Source organism: Streptomyces ambofaciens ATCC 23877, assembly GCF_001267885.1.
Classification (GTDB): Bacteria; Actinomycetota; Actinomycetes; order Streptomycetales; family Streptomycetaceae; genus Streptomyces; species Streptomyces ambofaciens.
On record NZ_CP012382.1, the window covers coordinates 1312778 to 1329360 of the forward strand.

The 16583-nt window shown below is 72.9% G+C and carries 16 protein-coding genes; 11 read left to right on the forward strand and 5 right to left on the reverse strand.

Going from position 1 to position 16583, the window contains the following annotated elements:
* The first annotated feature begins 240 nt into the window (after positions 1–240).
* The 5 genes from SAM23877_RS05840 (at position 241) to SAM23877_RS05860 (ending at position 5530) form a co-directional block, all read left to right on the forward strand.
* Positions 241–1779 (forward strand): ATP-dependent DNA ligase, encoded by a 1539-nt coding sequence (locus SAM23877_RS05840; RefSeq protein WP_053142200.1) that lies wholly within the window; start codon positions 241–243, stop codon positions 1777–1779.
* Positions 1776–2243 (forward strand): NUDIX hydrolase, encoded by a 468-nt coding sequence (locus SAM23877_RS05845; protein WP_053127576.1) that lies wholly within the window; start codon positions 1776–1778, stop codon positions 2241–2243. Before SAM23877_RS05840 ends, SAM23877_RS05845 begins: the two co-directional genes overlap by 4 nt.
* 110 nt (positions 2244–2353) lie before the next feature.
* Positions 2354–3739: an NADP-dependent succinic semialdehyde dehydrogenase gene (locus tag SAM23877_RS05850; protein ID WP_053127578.1), complete on the forward strand. Its 1386-nt coding sequence runs from the start codon at positions 2354–2356 to the stop codon at positions 3737–3739.
* A 25-nt stretch (positions 3740–3764) separates the two neighbouring features.
* Complete coding sequence (locus tag SAM23877_RS05855) at positions 3765–4001, forward strand: DUF6213 family protein (protein WP_030969080.1); 237 nt, start codon at positions 3765–3767, stop codon at positions 3999–4001.
* Between the two features lie 308 nt (positions 4002–4309).
* The gene (locus SAM23877_RS05860; RefSeq protein WP_053127579.1) at positions 4310–5530 is read left to right on the forward strand and encodes a cytochrome P450; all 1221 of its coding nucleotides are present in this window, start codon (positions 4310–4312) and stop codon (positions 5528–5530) included.
* A 187-nt stretch (positions 5531–5717) separates the two neighbouring features.
* On the opposite strand, the gene SAM23877_RS05865 is transcribed toward SAM23877_RS05860, so the two are convergent.
* A complete protein-coding gene (locus SAM23877_RS05865; protein WP_053127581.1) occupies positions 5718–6944 on the reverse strand; it encodes an acyl-CoA dehydrogenase family protein in 1227 nt (408 codons plus the stop codon).
* 169 nt (positions 6945–7113) lie between these two features.
* On the opposite strand from SAM23877_RS05865, the gene SAM23877_RS05870 reads away from it, so the two are divergent.
* Positions 7114–7770, forward strand: coding sequence for a TetR/AcrR family transcriptional regulator (locus SAM23877_RS05870; protein WP_053127583.1), 657 nt, complete (start codon positions 7114–7116; stop codon positions 7768–7770).
* 26 nt (positions 7771–7796) lie between these two features.
* Here SAM23877_RS05870 and def read toward each other — a convergent pair whose 3' ends face one another.
* The gene (gene def, locus SAM23877_RS05875) at positions 7797–8402 is read right to left on the reverse strand and encodes a peptide deformylase (RefSeq protein ID WP_235614521.1); all 606 of its coding nucleotides are present in this window, start codon (positions 8400–8402) and stop codon (positions 7797–7799) included.
* A gap of 168 nt (positions 8403–8570) precedes the next feature.
* Between def and SAM23877_RS05880 the strand changes: the two genes are divergently transcribed.
* The 5 genes from SAM23877_RS05880 to SAM23877_RS40165 all read left to right on the forward strand — a co-directional run bounded on the left by SAM23877_RS05880 (position 8571) and on the right by SAM23877_RS40165 (position 13234).
* Positions 8571–9809 (forward strand): MurT ligase domain-containing protein, encoded by a 1239-nt coding sequence (locus SAM23877_RS05880; protein ID WP_053127586.1) that lies wholly within the window; start codon positions 8571–8573, stop codon positions 9807–9809.
* Positions 9810–9832: 23 nt separating this feature from the next.
* Positions 9833–10561, forward strand: a complete 729-nt coding sequence (locus tag SAM23877_RS05885; RefSeq protein WP_053127587.1) for a type 1 glutamine amidotransferase — start codon at positions 9833–9835, stop codon at positions 10559–10561.
* Between the two features lie 216 nt (positions 10562–10777).
* Entirely contained in the window at positions 10778–11803 is a 1026-nt protein-coding gene (locus SAM23877_RS05890) for a 6-phosphofructokinase (protein ID WP_053127589.1), read from the forward strand.
* A 119-nt stretch (positions 11804–11922) separates the two neighbouring features.
* Positions 11923–12873, forward strand: a complete 951-nt coding sequence (locus SAM23877_RS05895; RefSeq protein WP_053127590.1) for a cytochrome c oxidase assembly protein — start codon at positions 11923–11925, stop codon at positions 12871–12873.
* Between the two features lie 190 nt (positions 12874–13063).
* Positions 13064–13234, forward strand: coding sequence for a hypothetical protein (locus tag SAM23877_RS40165; RefSeq protein ID WP_107291848.1), 171 nt, complete (start codon positions 13064–13066; stop codon positions 13232–13234).
* A 24-nt stretch (positions 13235–13258) separates the two neighbouring features.
* On the opposite strand, the gene SAM23877_RS05900 is transcribed toward SAM23877_RS40165, so the two are convergent.
* Genes SAM23877_RS05900 through SAM23877_RS05910 form a run of 3 tightly spaced genes read right to left on the reverse strand, consistent with a single transcriptional unit; the run spans position 13259 to position 16582 of the window.
* Positions 13259–14464 carry a sensor histidine kinase gene (locus tag SAM23877_RS05900; protein ID WP_053142202.1) on the reverse strand — a complete coding sequence of 402 codons (1206 nt, stop codon included), beginning with the start codon at positions 14462–14464 and terminating at the stop codon, positions 13259–13261.
* An 8-nt stretch (positions 14465–14472) separates the two neighbouring features.
* Entirely contained in the window at positions 14473–16203 is a 1731-nt protein-coding gene (locus SAM23877_RS05905) for a sodium/solute symporter (protein WP_053127592.1), read from the reverse strand.
* 19 nt (positions 16204–16222) lie between these two features.
* Entirely contained in the window at positions 16223–16582 is a 360-nt protein-coding gene (locus SAM23877_RS05910) for a hypothetical protein (protein WP_053142204.1), read from the reverse strand.
* Between the last annotated feature and the right edge of the window lies 1 nt (position 16583).

Here is a 16583-nt window from a genome sequence, read left to right on the forward strand (position 1 = left end):
ACGACCAGCGGAGGAGCCGAACCCCCGCCCGGTGACAGGACCACCAGCGGAGGAGCCGAACCCCCGCCCGGCGGCGGGACCGCCGAAGGCCGCCCCGTCCGGCAGGGCCGCACGGCGTCGCCGGGTACGCGGGCGTCGCCGGGTACGCGGGCGTCGCCGACGGCGCGGCCGGGGGGGCCGCCGGACGGAAACCGGAGCCATCGGGGTGTGACCCCGTGCTTCCCGGTGCACCATGACTGCATGCTGCTCGCCCGGTTGGCCCAGGTGTCCCGGGAGGTCGCCGCCACCTCGGCGCGGTCCCGGAAGACCGCCCTGCTCGCGGAGCTGTTCCGGGAGGCGGAGGCGGCGGACGTGCCGGTGGTCATCCCGTATCTGGCGGGACGGCTCCCCCAGGGCCGGATCGGCGTCGGCTGGAAGGTGCTGAGCCGCCCGGTCACGCCGGCCGCCGGGCCGACCCTGACCGTGCGCGAGGTGGACGACCGGCTGACCCGCCTCGCGGCGGTGTCCGGCGCCGGTTCGCAGGCCGAGCGGGCACGTCAGGTGGACGAGCTGATGGGCACGGCCACCGAGGACGAGCAGCGCTTCCTGATCGGGCTGCTCACCGGCGAGGTCCGGCAGGGCGCCCTGGACGCGGCAGCCGTGGAGGGCCTGGCGGCGGCGACCGGCGCGCCCGCGGCGGACGTGCGGCGCGCGGTGATGCTCGCGGGCTCCCTTCAGACGGTGGCCGAGGCCCTGCTCGCCGACGGCCCCGGCGCCCTGGACGGCTTCCGGCTCACCGTCGGACGGCCGGTCCTGCCGATGCTCGCCCACAGCGCCTCCTCGGTCGCCGAGGCGATCGGCAAGCTCGGTGCCGCGGCCGTCGAGGAGAAGCTGGACGGCATCCGCGTCCAGGTGCACCGCGACGGCGCCACCGTACGCGTCTACACCCGCACCCTGGACGACATCACCGACCGGCTCCCCGAGGTCACCGCGACGGCCCTCGCCCTGCCCGGGGAGCGGTTCGTCCTGGACGGGGAGGTGATCTCCCTCGACGAGGACGGACACCCCCGCTCCTTCCAGGAGACCGCCGGACGCGTCGGCTCCCGCACGGACGTCGCCACGGCCGCACGGGCGGTGCCCGTCTCCGTCGTGTTCTTCGACGCGCTGTCCGTCGACGGCCGTGACCTGCTCGACCTGCCGCTCACCGAGCGCCACGCGGAGCTGGCCCGGCTGGTTCCCGAGCCGACGCGGGTACGGCGCACGCTGGTGCCCGGCCCCGAGGAGACACCGGCGGCGCAGGAGTTCCTCGCCCAGGCGCTGGAGCGCGGCCACGAGGGCGTCGTGGTGAAGGGCCTCGACGCCGGTTACAGCGCGGGCCGGCGCGGCGCGTCCTGGCTCAAGGTCAAACCCGTGCACACCCTCGACCTGGTCGTCCTGGCCGCCGAGTGGGGACACGGCCGCCGCACCGGCAGGCTCTCCAACCTCCACCTGGGCGCCCGCACCGCGGACGGCTCCTTCGCGATGCTCGGCAAGACCTTCAAGGGCATGACCGACGCCCTGCTGGCCTGGCAGACCGAACGTCTGGGAGAACTGGCCGTCGAGCAGCACGACTGGGGAGTGACCGTACGCCCCGAACTGGTCGTCGAGATCGCCTACGACGGTCTCCAGCGCTCCACGCGCTACCCGGCCGGCGTCACCCTCCGCTTCGCCCGCGTCGTCCGCTACCGCGAGGACAAGCGCCCCGAGGAGGCGGACACGGTGGAGACGCTGCTCGCCGCGCACCCCGGGGCGGCCCCGTGAGACGCAGCGCGGGCCTCCTCCTGCACCGCCCCACCGACCGGGGCCGCGAGGTGCTGCTCGGTCACATGGGCGGCCCCTTCTACGCCCGCCGGGACGCCGGCGCGTGGACCGTCCCCAAGGGCGAGTACGACCCCGCCGAACCGGCCTGGGACGCGGCCCGGCGCGAGTTCGAGGAGGAGCTGGGACTGCCACCGCCCGAGGGCGGGGCCGTTCCGCTCGGCGAGGTCCGGCAGGCGGGCGGGAAGGTCGTCACGGTGTGGGCCGTCGAGGCCGACCTGGATCCGGCGACGGTCGTCCCCGGCACCTTCCGCATGGAGTGGCCGCCGAGGTCGGGCCGGATCGAGGAGTTCCCCGAGCTGGACCGGGTGGCCTGGTTCCCGGTGGACCGGGCGCGCGAGGTGATCGTGAAGGCGCAGGCCGCGTTTCTCGACCGGCTGGATGAGCACTCGCACGGACGGAAGTGACGAGGAGCGACGAGAAGCTCGGGACGGTGCCGACGGGGCCCCGTCCGCGTTGCGGCACCCCACGCCGCGCGCCAAGGTCGAAGCACGAGTCAGCACCAGGGAGGTCGGCCATGCCCATCGCGACGGTGAACCCGGCGAACGGCGAGACGCTCAGGACGTACGAGGCCATGGGCGAGGAGGAGATCGAGCGCCGGCTCCAGCTCGCGGAGGCCACCTTCCGCACGTACCGGACCACGGGGTTCTACGAGCGGGCCGGACTGATGCGCCGGGCCGCCGACCTCCTGGAGGCCGATCAGAACGAGATCGGCAAGGTCATCACCACCGAGATGGGCAAGCCCGTCAAGCAGGCCCGCGCGGAGGCCGCCAAGTGCGCCAAGGCGATGCGCTGGTACGCCGACCACGCGGCGGAGCTGCTCGCCGACGAGGAGCCCGCCGAGTCGGACGTGAAGGACTCCGGCGCCTCCCGGGCCCTGGTCCGCTACCGGCCGCTCGGCCCGGTGCTCGCGGTGATGCCGTGGAACTTCCCGCTCTGGCAGGTGATCCGGTTCGCGGCGCCCGCCCTGATGGCCGGCAACGTGGGGCTGCTCAAGCACGCCTCCAACGTGCCCCAGACGGCCCTGTACCTGGAGGACCTGTTCCACCGGGCGGGCTACCCCGAGGGCTGCTTCCAGACCCTGCTCATCGGCTCGGCGGCGGTCGACGACATCCTGCGCGACGAGCGGGTGCGGGCCGCCACCCTCACCGGCAGCGAGCCGGCCGGCCGCGCGGTGGCCTCCACGGCCGGGGAGATGATCAAGAAGACGGTGCTGGAGCTGGGCGGCAGCGACCCCTTCGTCGTGATGCCGTCCGCGGACGTCGAGAGGGCCGCCGAGGTCGCGGTGACCGCGCGCACCCAGAACGCCGGGCAGTCCTGCATCGCCGCCAAGCGGTTCATCGTCCACACGGACGTGTACGACGCCTTCGCCGAACGCTTCACCGAGGGCATGCGGGCGCTGACGGTCGGCGACCCCATGGACGAGGGGACCGACGTCGGCCCGCTCTCCAGCGAGCAGGGCGTCGAGGACCTGGTGGAGCTGGTCGACGACGCGGTGCGCGGCGGCGCGGCCGTCCTGTGCGGAGGCGAACGCCCGGACGGTCCCGGCTGGTACTACCCGCCGACGGTCCTCGCCGGTGTCACCAGGGAGATGCGCATCCACCGCGAGGAGGCCTTCGGCCCGGTCGCCACGCTGTACCGCGCCGCCGACCTGGACGAGGCCGTGCTGATCGCCAACGATTCGGACTTCGGGCTCAGTTCCAACGTGTGGACGCGCGACGACGCCGATGTGGACCGTTTCGTCCGGGACCTGGAGGCGGGCGGCGTGTACGTCAACGGGATGACGGCGTCCCATCCGGCGTTCCCCTTCGGCGGGGTCAAGCGCTCGGGCTACGGCCGTGAGCTGTCCGGGCACGGAATCCGGGAGTTCTGCAACATCACCACCGTATGGCACGGAGCGTGAGCCTTCCGCGACTACGATCCCCTTTGTGAACCGCGAAGTGACCCTGCCTCTGATCGTCGACGACCGCGGTACCTTGCAGGTCGCCGCGTCCGACGTGAGCAAGCTGCTGCGCACGGTGGGCGGGAGATGGCTGCGGCTGGTGGAGGCCGGCGAGGAGAGTCTGGACGAGGACACGGTCGCGGCCCTCACCATCGAGCTGGCCAAACTCGCCGACCGGATCGACGTGGCCTGCATCGCCCACAGCAGCGGCCAGTCCTCCTGACGCCGCGCGCCCCGGCCCGCACGGGTCGGGTTCCCCGGGACGGAGCAGCCCGGCGGGAGAACGCCGCTCCCGTGAGTGATCGTGGGTGAACATCCCCGGGAAGGCGCACCCCGCTGCCCGGCCGGGGTCGAGACCTTCCGCGAGGCGAGAGCAGGCACGGTTCATGGCGACGTCGCGCAGACCCCCGGCCGCCGTCTCCGAGGACGTCGTCACGAGCGGAGAGACGCCGGGGCCGCACGCGGGCGCCCCGCCGGCCACCCGCGACGGCCCCCGGTCCCCCGGCCGATGGAGAACGGTGTGAGGCAAGCGTGAGCGAAGACACCCTCGACCGGGCCGAGAGCGCGCCGCCGGTCCGCGACTGGCCGGCCAACGACCTGCCCGGCACCGACTTCGACCCCGTCCTGCGCGCGCTGATGCGGGAGGGGCCCGTCACCCGCGTCTCGCTGCCCGACGGTGAGGGCTGGGCCTGGCTGGTGACCCGCCACGACGACGTCCGCCTGGTCGCCACCGATCCACGGTTCGGCCGCGAGGCCGTCGTGGACCGGCAGGTCACCCGGCTCGCCCCGCACTTCGTCCCGGCGCGCGGCGCGGTCGGTTTCCTCGATCCGCCGGACCACACCCGGCTGCGCCGCTCGGTGGCCGCCGCGTTCACGGACCGGGGTGTGGAGCGCGTGCGCGGTCGGTCGCGCGGCCTGCTCGACGAACTGGTCGACGCCATGCTGGAGGCGGGCCCGCCGGCCGACCTCACCGAGGCGGTGCTGGCCCCTTTCCCCGTCGCGGTGATCTGCGAGCTGATGGGCGTCCCGGACTCCGACCGGCACAGCGTGCACACCTGGACCCGGCTGGTCCTCTCCTCGTCGCACGGCGCGGAGGTCAGCCAGCGGGCCAAGCACGAGATGGGCGCGTACTTCGCCGACCTGATCGGAGCCCGGTCCGACGCCACCGGCGAGGACGTCGCCTCGCTCCTCGGTGCCGCCGTGGGCCGGAACGAGATCACGAGGGACGAGGCGGTGGGGCTGGCCCTGCTGGTGCAGCTCGGCGGTGAAGCGGTCACCAACAACAGCGGGCAGATGTTCTACCTGCTGCTGACCCGCCCCGAGCTCGCCGAACGCCTGCGCGCCGAACCGGAGATCCGGCCCCGGGCCGTCGACGAGCTGCTGCGCTGGATTCCCCATCGCAACGCGGTCGGGCTGTCCCGGATCGCCCTGGAGGACGTGGAGATCAAGGGGGTGCGGATCAGGGCGGGCGACGCGGTGTACGTGTCGTACCTGGCCGCCAACCGCGACCCGGCGGTCTTCCCCGACCCGGACACGATCGACTTCGCCCGCGGCCCCCGCCCGCACGCGTCCTTCGGCTTCGGCCCGCACTTCTGCCCCGGCGGCGCGCTGGTCCGGCTGGAGTCGGAACTCCTGGTCGGCACCGTCCTGGACCGCGTGCCGGGCCTGCGGCTCGCGGTGGCGCCGCAGGACGTGCCCTTCCGGAAGGGCACGCTGATCCGCGGCCCCGAGGCACTGCCGGTGACCTGGTGAGTGATCTCGCGGCCGCGCACGCCTTCGCGAACCCGGCGGTCGCGCGCGCCTTCGCGAACCCGACGGGCGGGCCCGCCGGGATGTCCTCCCCGGCGGACCCGCCCCGGTCCACGACACCTTCGGGGCGCCGCGAGCCGAGGACGTGAGGAAACAGCCGCCACCGGCACCGGCACCGGCCTGAACGGTCCTAGCGGATCGGCATCCCCGCCAGGGTTCGCGCGATCACCAGCCGCTGGATCTCGCTCGTGCCCTCGAAGATGGTGTAGATCGCGGAGTCCCGGTGCATCCGCTCCACCGGGTACTCCCGCGTGTAGCCGTTGCCGCCGAGGATCTGGACCGCCTGGGCGGTCACCTTCTTGGCCGTCTCGCTCGCGAACAGCTTGGACATCGACCCCTCGGCCGCCGTGAACGGCTTGCCGTTGATCGCCATCCACGAGGCCCGCCACACCAGCAGCCGCGCGGCGTCGATGGACGTCCGCATGTCCGCGAGCTGGAAGGCGATGCCCTGGTTGTCGATGATCGGCCGCCCGAACTGCTCACGGGTCTGCGCGTACTCCAGTGCCACCTCGTACGCGGCCCGGGCGGTGCCCACCGCCATCGCGCCGACCGCGGGACGGGAGGCCTCGAAGGTGGCCATGGCGGCGTTCTTGACCCGCTCGCCGCCCTTCCTGGCCTTCTCCCGGGCGCGGGCGAGGCGCGCGTCCAGCTTCTCCTTGCCGCCGAGCAGGCAGGAGCCGGGGACCCGCACGTTGTCCAGGACGACCTCGGCGGTGTGCGAGGCGCGGATGCCGTGCTTCTTGAACTTCTGGCCCTGGGACAGTCCCGGGGTGGCCGGCGGGACGATGAAGGAGGCGTGGCCCTTGGAGCCCAGCTCCGGGTCGACGACCGCGACCACGACGTGGACGTTGGCGATGCCACCGTTGGTGGCCCAGGTCTTGGTGCCGTTGAGCACCCACTCGTCCTTGGCCTCGTCGTACACGGCGCGCGTGCGCATGGAGGCGACGTCGGAGCCGGCGTCGGGCTCGGAGGAGCAGAAGGCGGCGACCTTCACGTCGTTGGCATCGCCGTACATCTGGGGGATCCAGGTGCCGATCTGCTCCTCGGTGCCGTTGGCGAGGACGCCGACGGCGGCGAGGCCGGTGCCGACGATGGACAGGGCGATGCCCGCGTCACCCCAGAACAGCTCCTCCATCGCCATGGGGATGCCGAGGCCGGTGGAGTCGAAGTACTGCTGGGCGTAGAAGTCGAGCGAGTAGATGCCGACCTTGGCGGCCTCCTGGATGACCGGCCAGGGAGTCTCCTCGCGCTCGTCCCATTCGGCGGCCGCGGGGCGGATGACGTCGGCGGCGAAGCCGTGCAGCCAGTCCCGGACCTCCTTCTGTTCGTCGCTCAGCTCCATGGTGAACTCGGCCATGTCCCCTCCAGTGACGCACGTGCATGTTACTTGCGGTAACACGAGTCTGTTACCGGCGGGTAGGAAAAGTCAACTCCCCGGAACCCGTCGCCCTCCCGTTCGATGTCCGGCGTCCCGTGGGTGTTAGTTTGCGCAGGCGTCACCGAACCAGCACGGGTGGGGAGAGCACATGAACACCACGCAGCGGACCGATCAGCAGCGGTCCGCCGACCGCAGACGGCGCGAGCTGCTGGAGGCCGCCGACCGGGTGGTGCTGCGCGACGGCCCGCAGGCCTCGATGAACGCCATCGCCGCCGAGGCCGGAATCACCAAGCCGATCCTCTACCGCCACTTCGGCGACAAGGGCGGACTCTACGCCGCCCTCGCGCAGCGGCACACGGACGCCCTCCTCGCCTCGCTGCGGGCCGCCCTGGACGCCCCGGCGGACCGCCGTGACCGCGTCGAGGCCACGCTGGACACCTATCTGGCGGCCATCGAGGCACGCCCGCAGGTGTACCGCTTCCTGATGCATCCGGCGGAGGGAGCCACCGCGCCGGGCGACCAGGCCGAGCAGGGTTTCGACGTCGGCAAGCACTCGGCGCCGCTGCTGCGCCGCATGGGCGAGGAACTGGGCACGGTCATCGAGGAGCGCCTCGACATGGGACCGGACAGCCGGCAGCTGTCCCGCGTGTGGGGGCACGGCATCGTCGGCATGATGCACGCGGCCGGCGACTGGTGGCTGGGCGAACGGCCCTGTTCCCGGGCCGAGTTGGTGCGCAGCCTCGCCGACCTGCTGTGGGGCCGGCTGGCCGCGGCCGGGGACAAGGTGGGCGGGCCCGGCTTCTGAGGTCCCGCGGACGGCCGCCGGGACGGTCAGCGGCCGGGGTGAGGGCGGGCGGGCCCGGCCTCCGGGGGCCCGGGGGCGCCCGCCGGGACGGTCCGGCCGCTCCAGGACGCCCGGGCGGCCCGACGGAGCACCTTGCGTCTGCGCCACCCCGTGAGGCGGTCGACGTAGATGCCGCCCTCCAGGTGGTCGCACTCGTGCTGGAGGCACCGGGCGAAGAACCCCGTCCCGCGCACGGTGACCGGCTCCCCGGTCACCGTGAAGCCCGTCACGACCGCCTCGTCGTGGCGTTCCGTACCGGCCTCCAGCCCCGGCAGCGACAGACAGCCCTCCGCCCCGCGCACCACCACCCCGCCGGTCTCGACGAGCCGGGGGTTCACCACGTGGCCGAGGTGGCGCTCGTCCTCGTCGTCCGGGCAGTCGTACACGAAGACGCGGACCGGCTCGCCGATCTGGTTCGCGGCCAGACCCACTCCGTGGGCGGCGTACATGGTCGCGAACAAGTCCTCCACGAGCGCCGCGAGTTCCGGACCGAAGTCCGTCACCTCCTCGCAGGGGGCGTGCAGGACGGGGTCGCCGAGGATTCTGAGGGGCCGGACGCGCCCGTGGACGCCCGGGATGGAGCCGTGTCGCATGGCGGCAAGAGTAAGGTCCCTGTGTCCCCCGGCGGCTCGCGCCCACCGTCGGAACCCGTGGCCGGTGCCGCGATTCGGGAGTGCGAACGGATCTCGATAGGCTGAGGTCCACACCACGTGGCCGTCAGGCTTCAGGCGCGGCGCGTACGCAAGGAGGATCGAGAACTGATGGCAGGCAACTCGGACCCGCTCACGCCCCGGGCCAAGATCGCCGTGACCGCGGGCAAAGCGGTCGCGGCGGCTTCGCGCGCCGCGGGGCGCGGCAGCGGTTCGGTGATCGGCGGCAAGGTCGCGCTGCGACTCGATCCCGACCTCCTGGCCCGGCTCGCCCAGCACCTGGATGTGACGCTGGTCTCGGCCACCAACGGCAAGACCACCACCACCCGGCTCATCGCCGAGGCGCTCAAGGCGGCCGGGCCGGTCGTGTCCAACGCGCTCGGCGCCAACATGCCGGCCGGCATCACCTCGGCGCTCGCGGGCGGTTCGGACGCCCGGTTCGGCGTCATCGAGGTCGACGAGAAGTACCTCGCGGGTGTCGCCCGGGACACCGACCCCAAGTGCATCGCGCTGCTCAACCTCTCCCGCGACCAGCTCGACCGCGCCGCCGAGACCCGGATGCTCGCCGAGAACTGGCGCGAGGGCCTGGCCGGTTCGAAGGCCGTGATCGTCGCCAACGCCGACGACCCGCTGGTGGTGTGGGCCGCGTCCTCCTCCCCCAACGTCATCTGGGTCGCCGCCGGGCAGATGTGGAAGGACGACGCCTGGTCCTGCCCGTCCTGCGGCGGTGTGATGCAGCGTCCGGGCGACGACTGGTTCTGCGGCGAGTGCGGCTTCCGGCGTCCCACGCCGAGCTGGGCCCTGTCCGGCGACCACGTCCTCGACCCGCACGGCTCCGCCTGGCCCATCCACCTCCAGCTGCCGGGCCGCGCCAACAAGGCCAACGCCGCCTCCTCGGCCGCCGTCGCCGCCGTCTTCGGGGTGCCGCCGCAGGTCGCGCTGGAGCGGATGTACCAGGTGCAGGCGGTCGCCGGGCGCTACGACGTCGTGCAGTTCCAGGGCCGCGACCTGCGTCTGCTGCTCGCCAAGAACCCGGCGGGCTGGCTGGAGACCTTCTCCCTGATCGACCCGCCGCCGACCCCGGTGATCCTCTCGGTGAACGCGCGCGGCGCCGACGGCACCGACACCTCCTGGCTGTGGGACGTGGACTACACCCGGCTGTCCGGCCACCCGATCTGCGTGATCGGCGACCGGAAGCTGGACCTCGCGGTGCGTCTGGAGGTCGCGAACCAGCAGTTCCAGGTGTGCGAGAACCTCGACCAGGCGATCCAGCTGTGCCCGCCCGGCCGGATCGAGGTCATCGCCAACTACACCGCCTTCCAGGACCTGCGCCGCCGCGTCGGCAACTGACCGCGAGACTTCAGGGGACTTTCGTGAGCGACAACCAACTGCGGATCGTCTGGATCTACCCGGACCTCCTCAGCACCTACGGCGACCAGGGCAACGCCCTCGTCGTGGAGCGCCGGGCCCGCCAGCGCGGCCTCGACGTGGCCCGGCTCGACGTGCGCAGCGACCAGCCGATCCCGACCTCCGGCGACATCTACCTGATCGGCGGCGGCGAGGACCGGCCGCAGCGGCTGGCGGCCGAGCGGCTGCGCCGCGACGGCGGTCTGCACCGGGCGGTGGCGAACGGCGCGATCGTCTTCTCCGTCTGCGCCGGCTACCAGATCCTGGGTCACGAGTTCATCAACGACCTGGGTCAGCGCGAGCCGGGCCTCGGCCTGCTCGACGTGGTCTCCACGCGCGGTGAGGGCGCGCGGTGTGTCGGCGACGTCCTCGGCGACATCGACCCGCGCCTCGGTCTGCCCCCGCTGACCGGCTTCGAGAACCACCAGGGCGTCACCCATCTGGGCCCCGGTGCCCGGCCGCTCGCCCAGGTCCGTTTCGGCAACGGCAACGGCACGGGGGACGGCACGGAGGGCGCGTACAACGACACCGTCTTCGGTACGTACATGCACGGCCCGGTGCTGGCCCGCAACCCGCTGATCGCGGACCTGCTGCTGAAGCTGGCCCTCGACGTGAACGCGCTGCCGCCGACCGACGACCGCTGGTACGAGGCGCTCCGCAACGAGCGCATCGCGGCTGCGCAGCAGCCTGCGTAGGCACCGCTGCGCAGCAGCCCGAGGCACCGCTGCGCAGCAGCCCGCGTGGATGCCCGTGCGGCCGGCCCGTCTGATGTGTCATCCGCACAGGTGAGCGGGCACGTCCAGTAGGCGGACGCACGGTTCGGTCTCGCCCCCCGATGCCGCTAGGGTGGCGGGGATCGAGCCGGACAGCGCGGTCCGGACCCGTGCCACGTTGAGAAGGTATTTCGGGCTATGCGCATTGGTGTCCTCACGTCCGGCGGCGACTGCCCCGGCCTGAACGCCGTCATCCGGTCCGTCGTGCACCGCGCCGTCGTCGACCACGGCGACGAGGTCATCGGCTTCCGGGACGGCTGGAAGGGCCTCCTGGAGTGCGACTACCTCAAGCTCGACCTGGACGCGGTCGGCGGCATCCTGGCCCGCGGCGGCACCATCCTCGGCTCCTCCCGGGTCCGTCCCGAGCATCTGCGGGACGGCGTGGAGCGCGCCCGGGGGCACGTCGAGGAGCTCGGCCTCGACGCGATCATCCCGATCGGCGGCGAGGGCACGCTGAAGGCGGCCCGGCTGCTGTCCGACAACGGTCTGCCGATCGTGGGCGTGCCGAAGACCATCGACAACGACATAGCGGTCACGGACGTCACGTTCGGCTTCGACACGGCCGTCACCGTCGCCACCGAGGCCCTGGACCGGCTGAAGACCACCGCCGAGTCCCACCAGCGGGTGCTGATCGTCGAGGTCATGGGACGTCACACCGGCTGGATCGCGCTGCACTCGGGGATGGCCGCGGGCGCCCACGCCGTCGTCGTCCCGGAGCGGCCCTTCGACATCGAGGAGCTGACCGCCAAGGTCGGCGAGCGCTTCTCGGCGGGCAAGCGGTTCGCGATCGTGGTGGCCGCGGAGGGCGCCAAGCCGAAGGCCGGCAGCATGGACTTCGACGAGGGCGGCAAGGACGTCTACGGCCACGAGCGCTTCGCCGGGATCGCCCGCCAGCTCTCGATCGAGCTGGAGGAGCGGCTCGGCAAGGAGGCCCGGCCGGTGATCCTCGGGCACGTCCAGCGCGGCGGGACGCCGACGGCCTACGACCGGGTGCTGGCCACGCGGTTCGGCTGGCACGCGGTGGAGGCCGTGCACCGCGGCGAGTTCGGGATGATGACGGCTCTGCGCGGGACGGACATCAGGATGGTGCCGCTCGCCGACGCGGTCGAGTCGCTGAAGACGGTGCCGGACGCGCGGTACGCGGAGGCGGAGTGCGTTCTGTGAGAACGCGGTAGTACGTCGACACCGCCCCCGGTCACATCAGTGGCCGGGGGCGGTTCTACTCTTGCTTCGGACAGACGGCGCTCAACCGCGCTCAACCCCCACGAAACAGGAGCCGGCGGATGGATCACAGCGGGCACGGCATGACGATGGATCTGCCGCCGTTCACGCTGGGGCGAGGTCTCGCGTGGTCGGCGGACCCCTTCTTCCTCGTCGCCTGCCTCCTGGGGCTCGCGCTGTACGGCTGGGGCGTCCTCCGGCTGACCCGGCGCGGCGACAAGTGGCCGGTGGGGCGCACCGTGTCCTTCGTGACCGGTGTGCTGAGCGTCGGGCTGATGATGTGCACCAAGCTCAACGACTACGGCATGGTCATGTTCAGCGTGCACATGGTGCAGCACATGATCATCAGCATGGTGTCCCCGATCCTGCTGCTGCTCGGTGCTCCGATCACGCTGGCCCTGCGCGCGCTGCCGACGGCCGGTCGTGGCCGCAAGGGCCTGCGCGAGCTGCTGCTGATGCTGCTGCACAGCCGCTACATGCGGATCATCACCCATCCCGCCTTCACCATCCCCCTGTTCATCGCGAGCCTGTACGCGCTGTACTTCACCCCCCTCTTCGACTTCCTGATGGGCTCCCAGGCCGGGCACATCGCGATGATGGTGCACTTCCTCGCCGTGGGAGTGGTGTTCTTCTGGCCGATCATGGGCGTGGACCCGGGCCCGCACCGGCCGGGCTACCTGATGCGGATGCTGGAGCTGTTCGCGGGCATGCCGTTCCACGCGTTCTTCGGCATCGCGCTGATGATGGCGTCCTCGCCGATGGTCGAGACGTTCAGGAACCCGCCCGCTTCGCTCGGCATCGACGCGCTCTCGGACCAGAACGCGGCCGGTGGCATCGCCTGGGCCTTCAGCGAGGTGCCCTCCGTGCTGGTGCTGCTCGCGCTGCTGTTCCAGTGGTACGCCTCGGAGGAACGGCAGGCCCGGCGCACCGACCGCGCCGCCGACCGCAACGGCGACAAGGAGCTCGAGGCGTACAACGCCTACCTGGCCTCACTGAACGCACGCGGCGGCTGAGCGCGGGTGCGCGGATTCACCCGGTCGGCCCCTGGCGTCACGTCCCTCTAGGTGCCCGCGGCGGGTGCGCGGAAGGTGCCTCCGCCGGTCCTGGGCGCGGGGAAATCCGGCTCACTTCTCGCCGTCCGCACCGTGCGGAGGCGAAACGGGGCACCATGGAGGGGATCGGACCCATGAGGAGGGTGTTGCGATGCCCGGTTCCACGGACAGTTCGACGAAGACGATGGGGGCGCTCACCATCGGCGGCCTGGTCGCGGTGACCGCCTACACGGTGGCGCTCGGGAGCAACGGCTGGCTGTGGTTCGGCTGGGTGGTGCTGGGCCTGATCACGCTCGGGATGGTGGCCACCCGCAGCGCCTGAGCCCCGCCCGGGGCGCAGGACGACTCACTCGCGGCCGAGCCGGCCCGCCGAGTGCACGCCCGGCTGGTACTTCGGCAGCCGGACGGTGATCCTCATGCCCGCGCCGACGGCCGTCTCGATGACGAGCCCGTGGTCGTCTCCGTAGACCTGGCGGAGCCGGTCGTCGACGTTGGACAGCCCGATGCCGCCCGACGGGCTGACCTCGCGCGCGAGGATGCGGCGCAGCAGCCCGGGGTCCATTCCGGCGCCGTCGTCCTCGATGACGACCAGGGCCTCCGCGCCCGCGTCCTGCGCGGTGATCTGGATGCGGCAGCGGTCGGACTTGCCCTCGAGGCCGTGTTTGACGGCGTTCTCGACGAGGGGCTGCAGGCACAGGAAGGGCAGGGCGACCGGCAGCACCTCGGGCGCGATCTGGAGGGTGACGGCGAGACGGTCGCCGAAACGGGCCCGCACCAGCGCCAGGTAGTGGTCGATGGCGTGCAGCTCGTCGGCGAGGGTGGTGAAGTCGCCGTGCCGGCGGAACGAGTAGCGGGTGAAGTCGGCGAACTCCAGCAGCAGCTCGCGGGCGCGCTCGGGGTCGGTGCGGACGAAGGACGCGATCACCGCGAGCGAGTTGAAGATGAAGTGCGGGGAGATCTGGGCCCGCAGCGCCTTGATCTCGGCCTCGATGAGCCGGGTGCGGGACTGGTCGAGGTCGGCCAGTTCCAGCTGGACGGAGACCCAGCGGGCGACCTCGCCGGCGGCCCGGACCAGGACGGCCGACTCGCGGGGCGCGCAGGCGACCAGGGCGCCGTGCACCCGGTCGTCGACGGTGAGCGGGGCGACCACCGCCCAGCGCACCGAGCAGTCGGGGGTGTCGCAGGTGAGCGGGAAGGCCTCCCCGCGGCCGGTCTCCAGCGGGCCCGCGAGGCGCTCCATGATCTCGGCCCGGTGGTGGGCCCCGACGCCGTCCCAGACCAGCACGTCCTTGAGGTCGGTCAGGCACAGCGCGTCCGTGCCGAGCAGGGAGCGCAGTTTGCGGGCCGACTTGCCGGCTGTCTCCTCGGTGAGACCGGCCCGCAGCGGGGGCGTGGCCAGGGAGGCGGTGTGCAGGGTCTGGAAGGTGGCGTGCTCGACCGGGGTGCCGAGTCCGCCGAGGTGCCGCGGGCGGGCCGTGCGCCGGCCCAGCCAGAAGCCCGCGGCCAGCAGGGGGAGCACGGCGACGGCCAGGCCCGCCAGGAAACCGCTCACGGAGCCGCTCACGGGGTCGCCTCCTTGCGCAGTTCGTCGGCGTGCAGCTCTTCCGGCAGGTGGAAACGGGCCAGGATCGCCGCCGTCCCGGCCGGCACCCGGCCCGGGGTGGCCAGGGACACCAGCACCATCGTGAGGAAGCCCAGCGGCACCGACCACAGCGCCGGCCAGGCCAGCAGCGCGTGCAGCGCTCCGCCGCCGCCGGGGAAGCCGCCCATGGTGGCGGCGACCGCGAGCAGCGCGGAGCCGCCGCCCACCAGCATTCCGGCCGCCGCGCCGGGCGGGGTGAGCCGCCGCCACCAGATGCCGAGGACGAGCAGCGGGCAGAACGACGAGGCGGACACGGCGAAGGCGAGACCCACCGCGTCGGCCACCGGAAGCCCGCCGACCAGGGCGCTCGCCGCCAGCGGCACGGCCATGGCGAGGACGGTGCCGAGCCGGAAGTGCCGGACGGCGCGGGACGGCAGCACGTCCTGGGTGAGGACGCCCGCGACGGCCATGGTCAGCCCCGACGCGGTGGACAGGAACGCGGCGAAGGCGCCGCCCGCGACCAGCGCCCCGAGCAGGTCGCCGCCCACTCCCCCGATCATCCGGTCGGGCAGCAGCAGGACGGCGGCGTCGGCATCGCCGGTGAGGGTGAGCTCCGGGGCGTACAGGCGGCCGAGGGCGCCGTAGACGGGCGGCAGCAGGTAGAAGGCGCCGATCAGGCCGAGGACGGCGACGGTGGTGCGGCGGGCGGCGACGCCGTGCGGGCTGGTGTAGAAGCGGACCACGACGTGCGGCAGGCCCATGGTGCCCAGGAAGGTGGCGAGGATCAGGCCGTACGTGGCGTACAGCGGGCGTTCCGTGCGGCTCTCCGCCCGGGAGGGCGACAGGGCGTCGTCGGCGCCGCGTCCGGCGGCCGGGACCGAGGTGCCCCGGGCGAAGGTGAGGCGGGTGCCGGCCTCGATGCGGTGGGTGCCGGTGGGCAGGACGGTCCGGGTGCCGTCGTGGGCGCGGCCGTCGACGGTGCCGTCCACGGTGACGGTCAGCGGTTCGTCGAGTTTGAGCGTGAGGCCGTCCTCGACGCGGACGGAGCGCTGCTCGCGGAAGGTGGCCGGTTCCTCGAAGGGGCGGCCGGGGGCGCCGTCGTCCTGCCAGGCCAGGACGAGGAAGAGGGCGGGGACGAGCAGGGCGGTGAGTTTGAGCCAGTACTGGAAGGCCTGGACGAAGGTGATGCTGCGCATGCCGCCGGCGGCGACGATGGCGGTCACGACGACGGCGACGATCACCCCGCCGAGCCAGTCGGGCGCGTCGCTGAGCACGGTCAGGGTCAGTCCGGCGCCCTGGAGCTGGGGCAGCAGGTACAGCCAGCCGACGCCGACGACGAAGGCGCCCGCGAGGCGTCGTACGCCCTGGGAGGCGAGGCGGGCCTCGGCGAAGTCGGGCAGCGTGTAGGCGCCGGAGCGGCGCAGCGGGGCGGCGACGAAGAGCAGCAGGACCAGGTAGCCGGCGGTGTAGCCGACGGGGTACCAGAGCATGTCGGGGCCCTGGACGAGGACCAGGCCGGCGATGCCGAGGAAGGACGCGGCCGAGAGGTACTCGCCGCTGATGGCGGCGGCGTTGAGGCGGGGGCCGACGGTGCGGGAGGCGACGTAGAAGTCCGAGGTGGTGCGGGAGATGCGCAGGCCGAAGGCGCCGACGAGGACGGTCGAGACGACGACCAGCGCGACGGCCGGTATGGCGTAGGTGCTGTTCACGGTTCCTCGGGGGAGAGGGTCATCGGTCCTCGACGAGGCGCACGAAGTCGCGTTCGTTGCGCTCGGCGCGGCGGACGTACCAGCGGGCGAGGAGGACGAGCGGGGCGTACAGGCCGAAGCCGAGGACGGCCCATTCCAGGAGGTGGGCGTCCGGCATCGCCGCGAACAGCAGGGGCAGCGGGCCGACGAGGAGCCCGAGGACCGCGAAGGCGGCGAGACCGGCGCGCAGCTGGCTGCGCATGAGGGAGCGGACGTAGGTGTGCCCGAGGGTGGTCTGCTCGTCGATCTCGGTGCGCGGCCGGTAGTAGCCGGAGGCGGGCCTGCTGCGCCTGGGCGGGCCGGTGACGGTGACGCGGCGTTCGGTCGGGTCCTGGGGCACG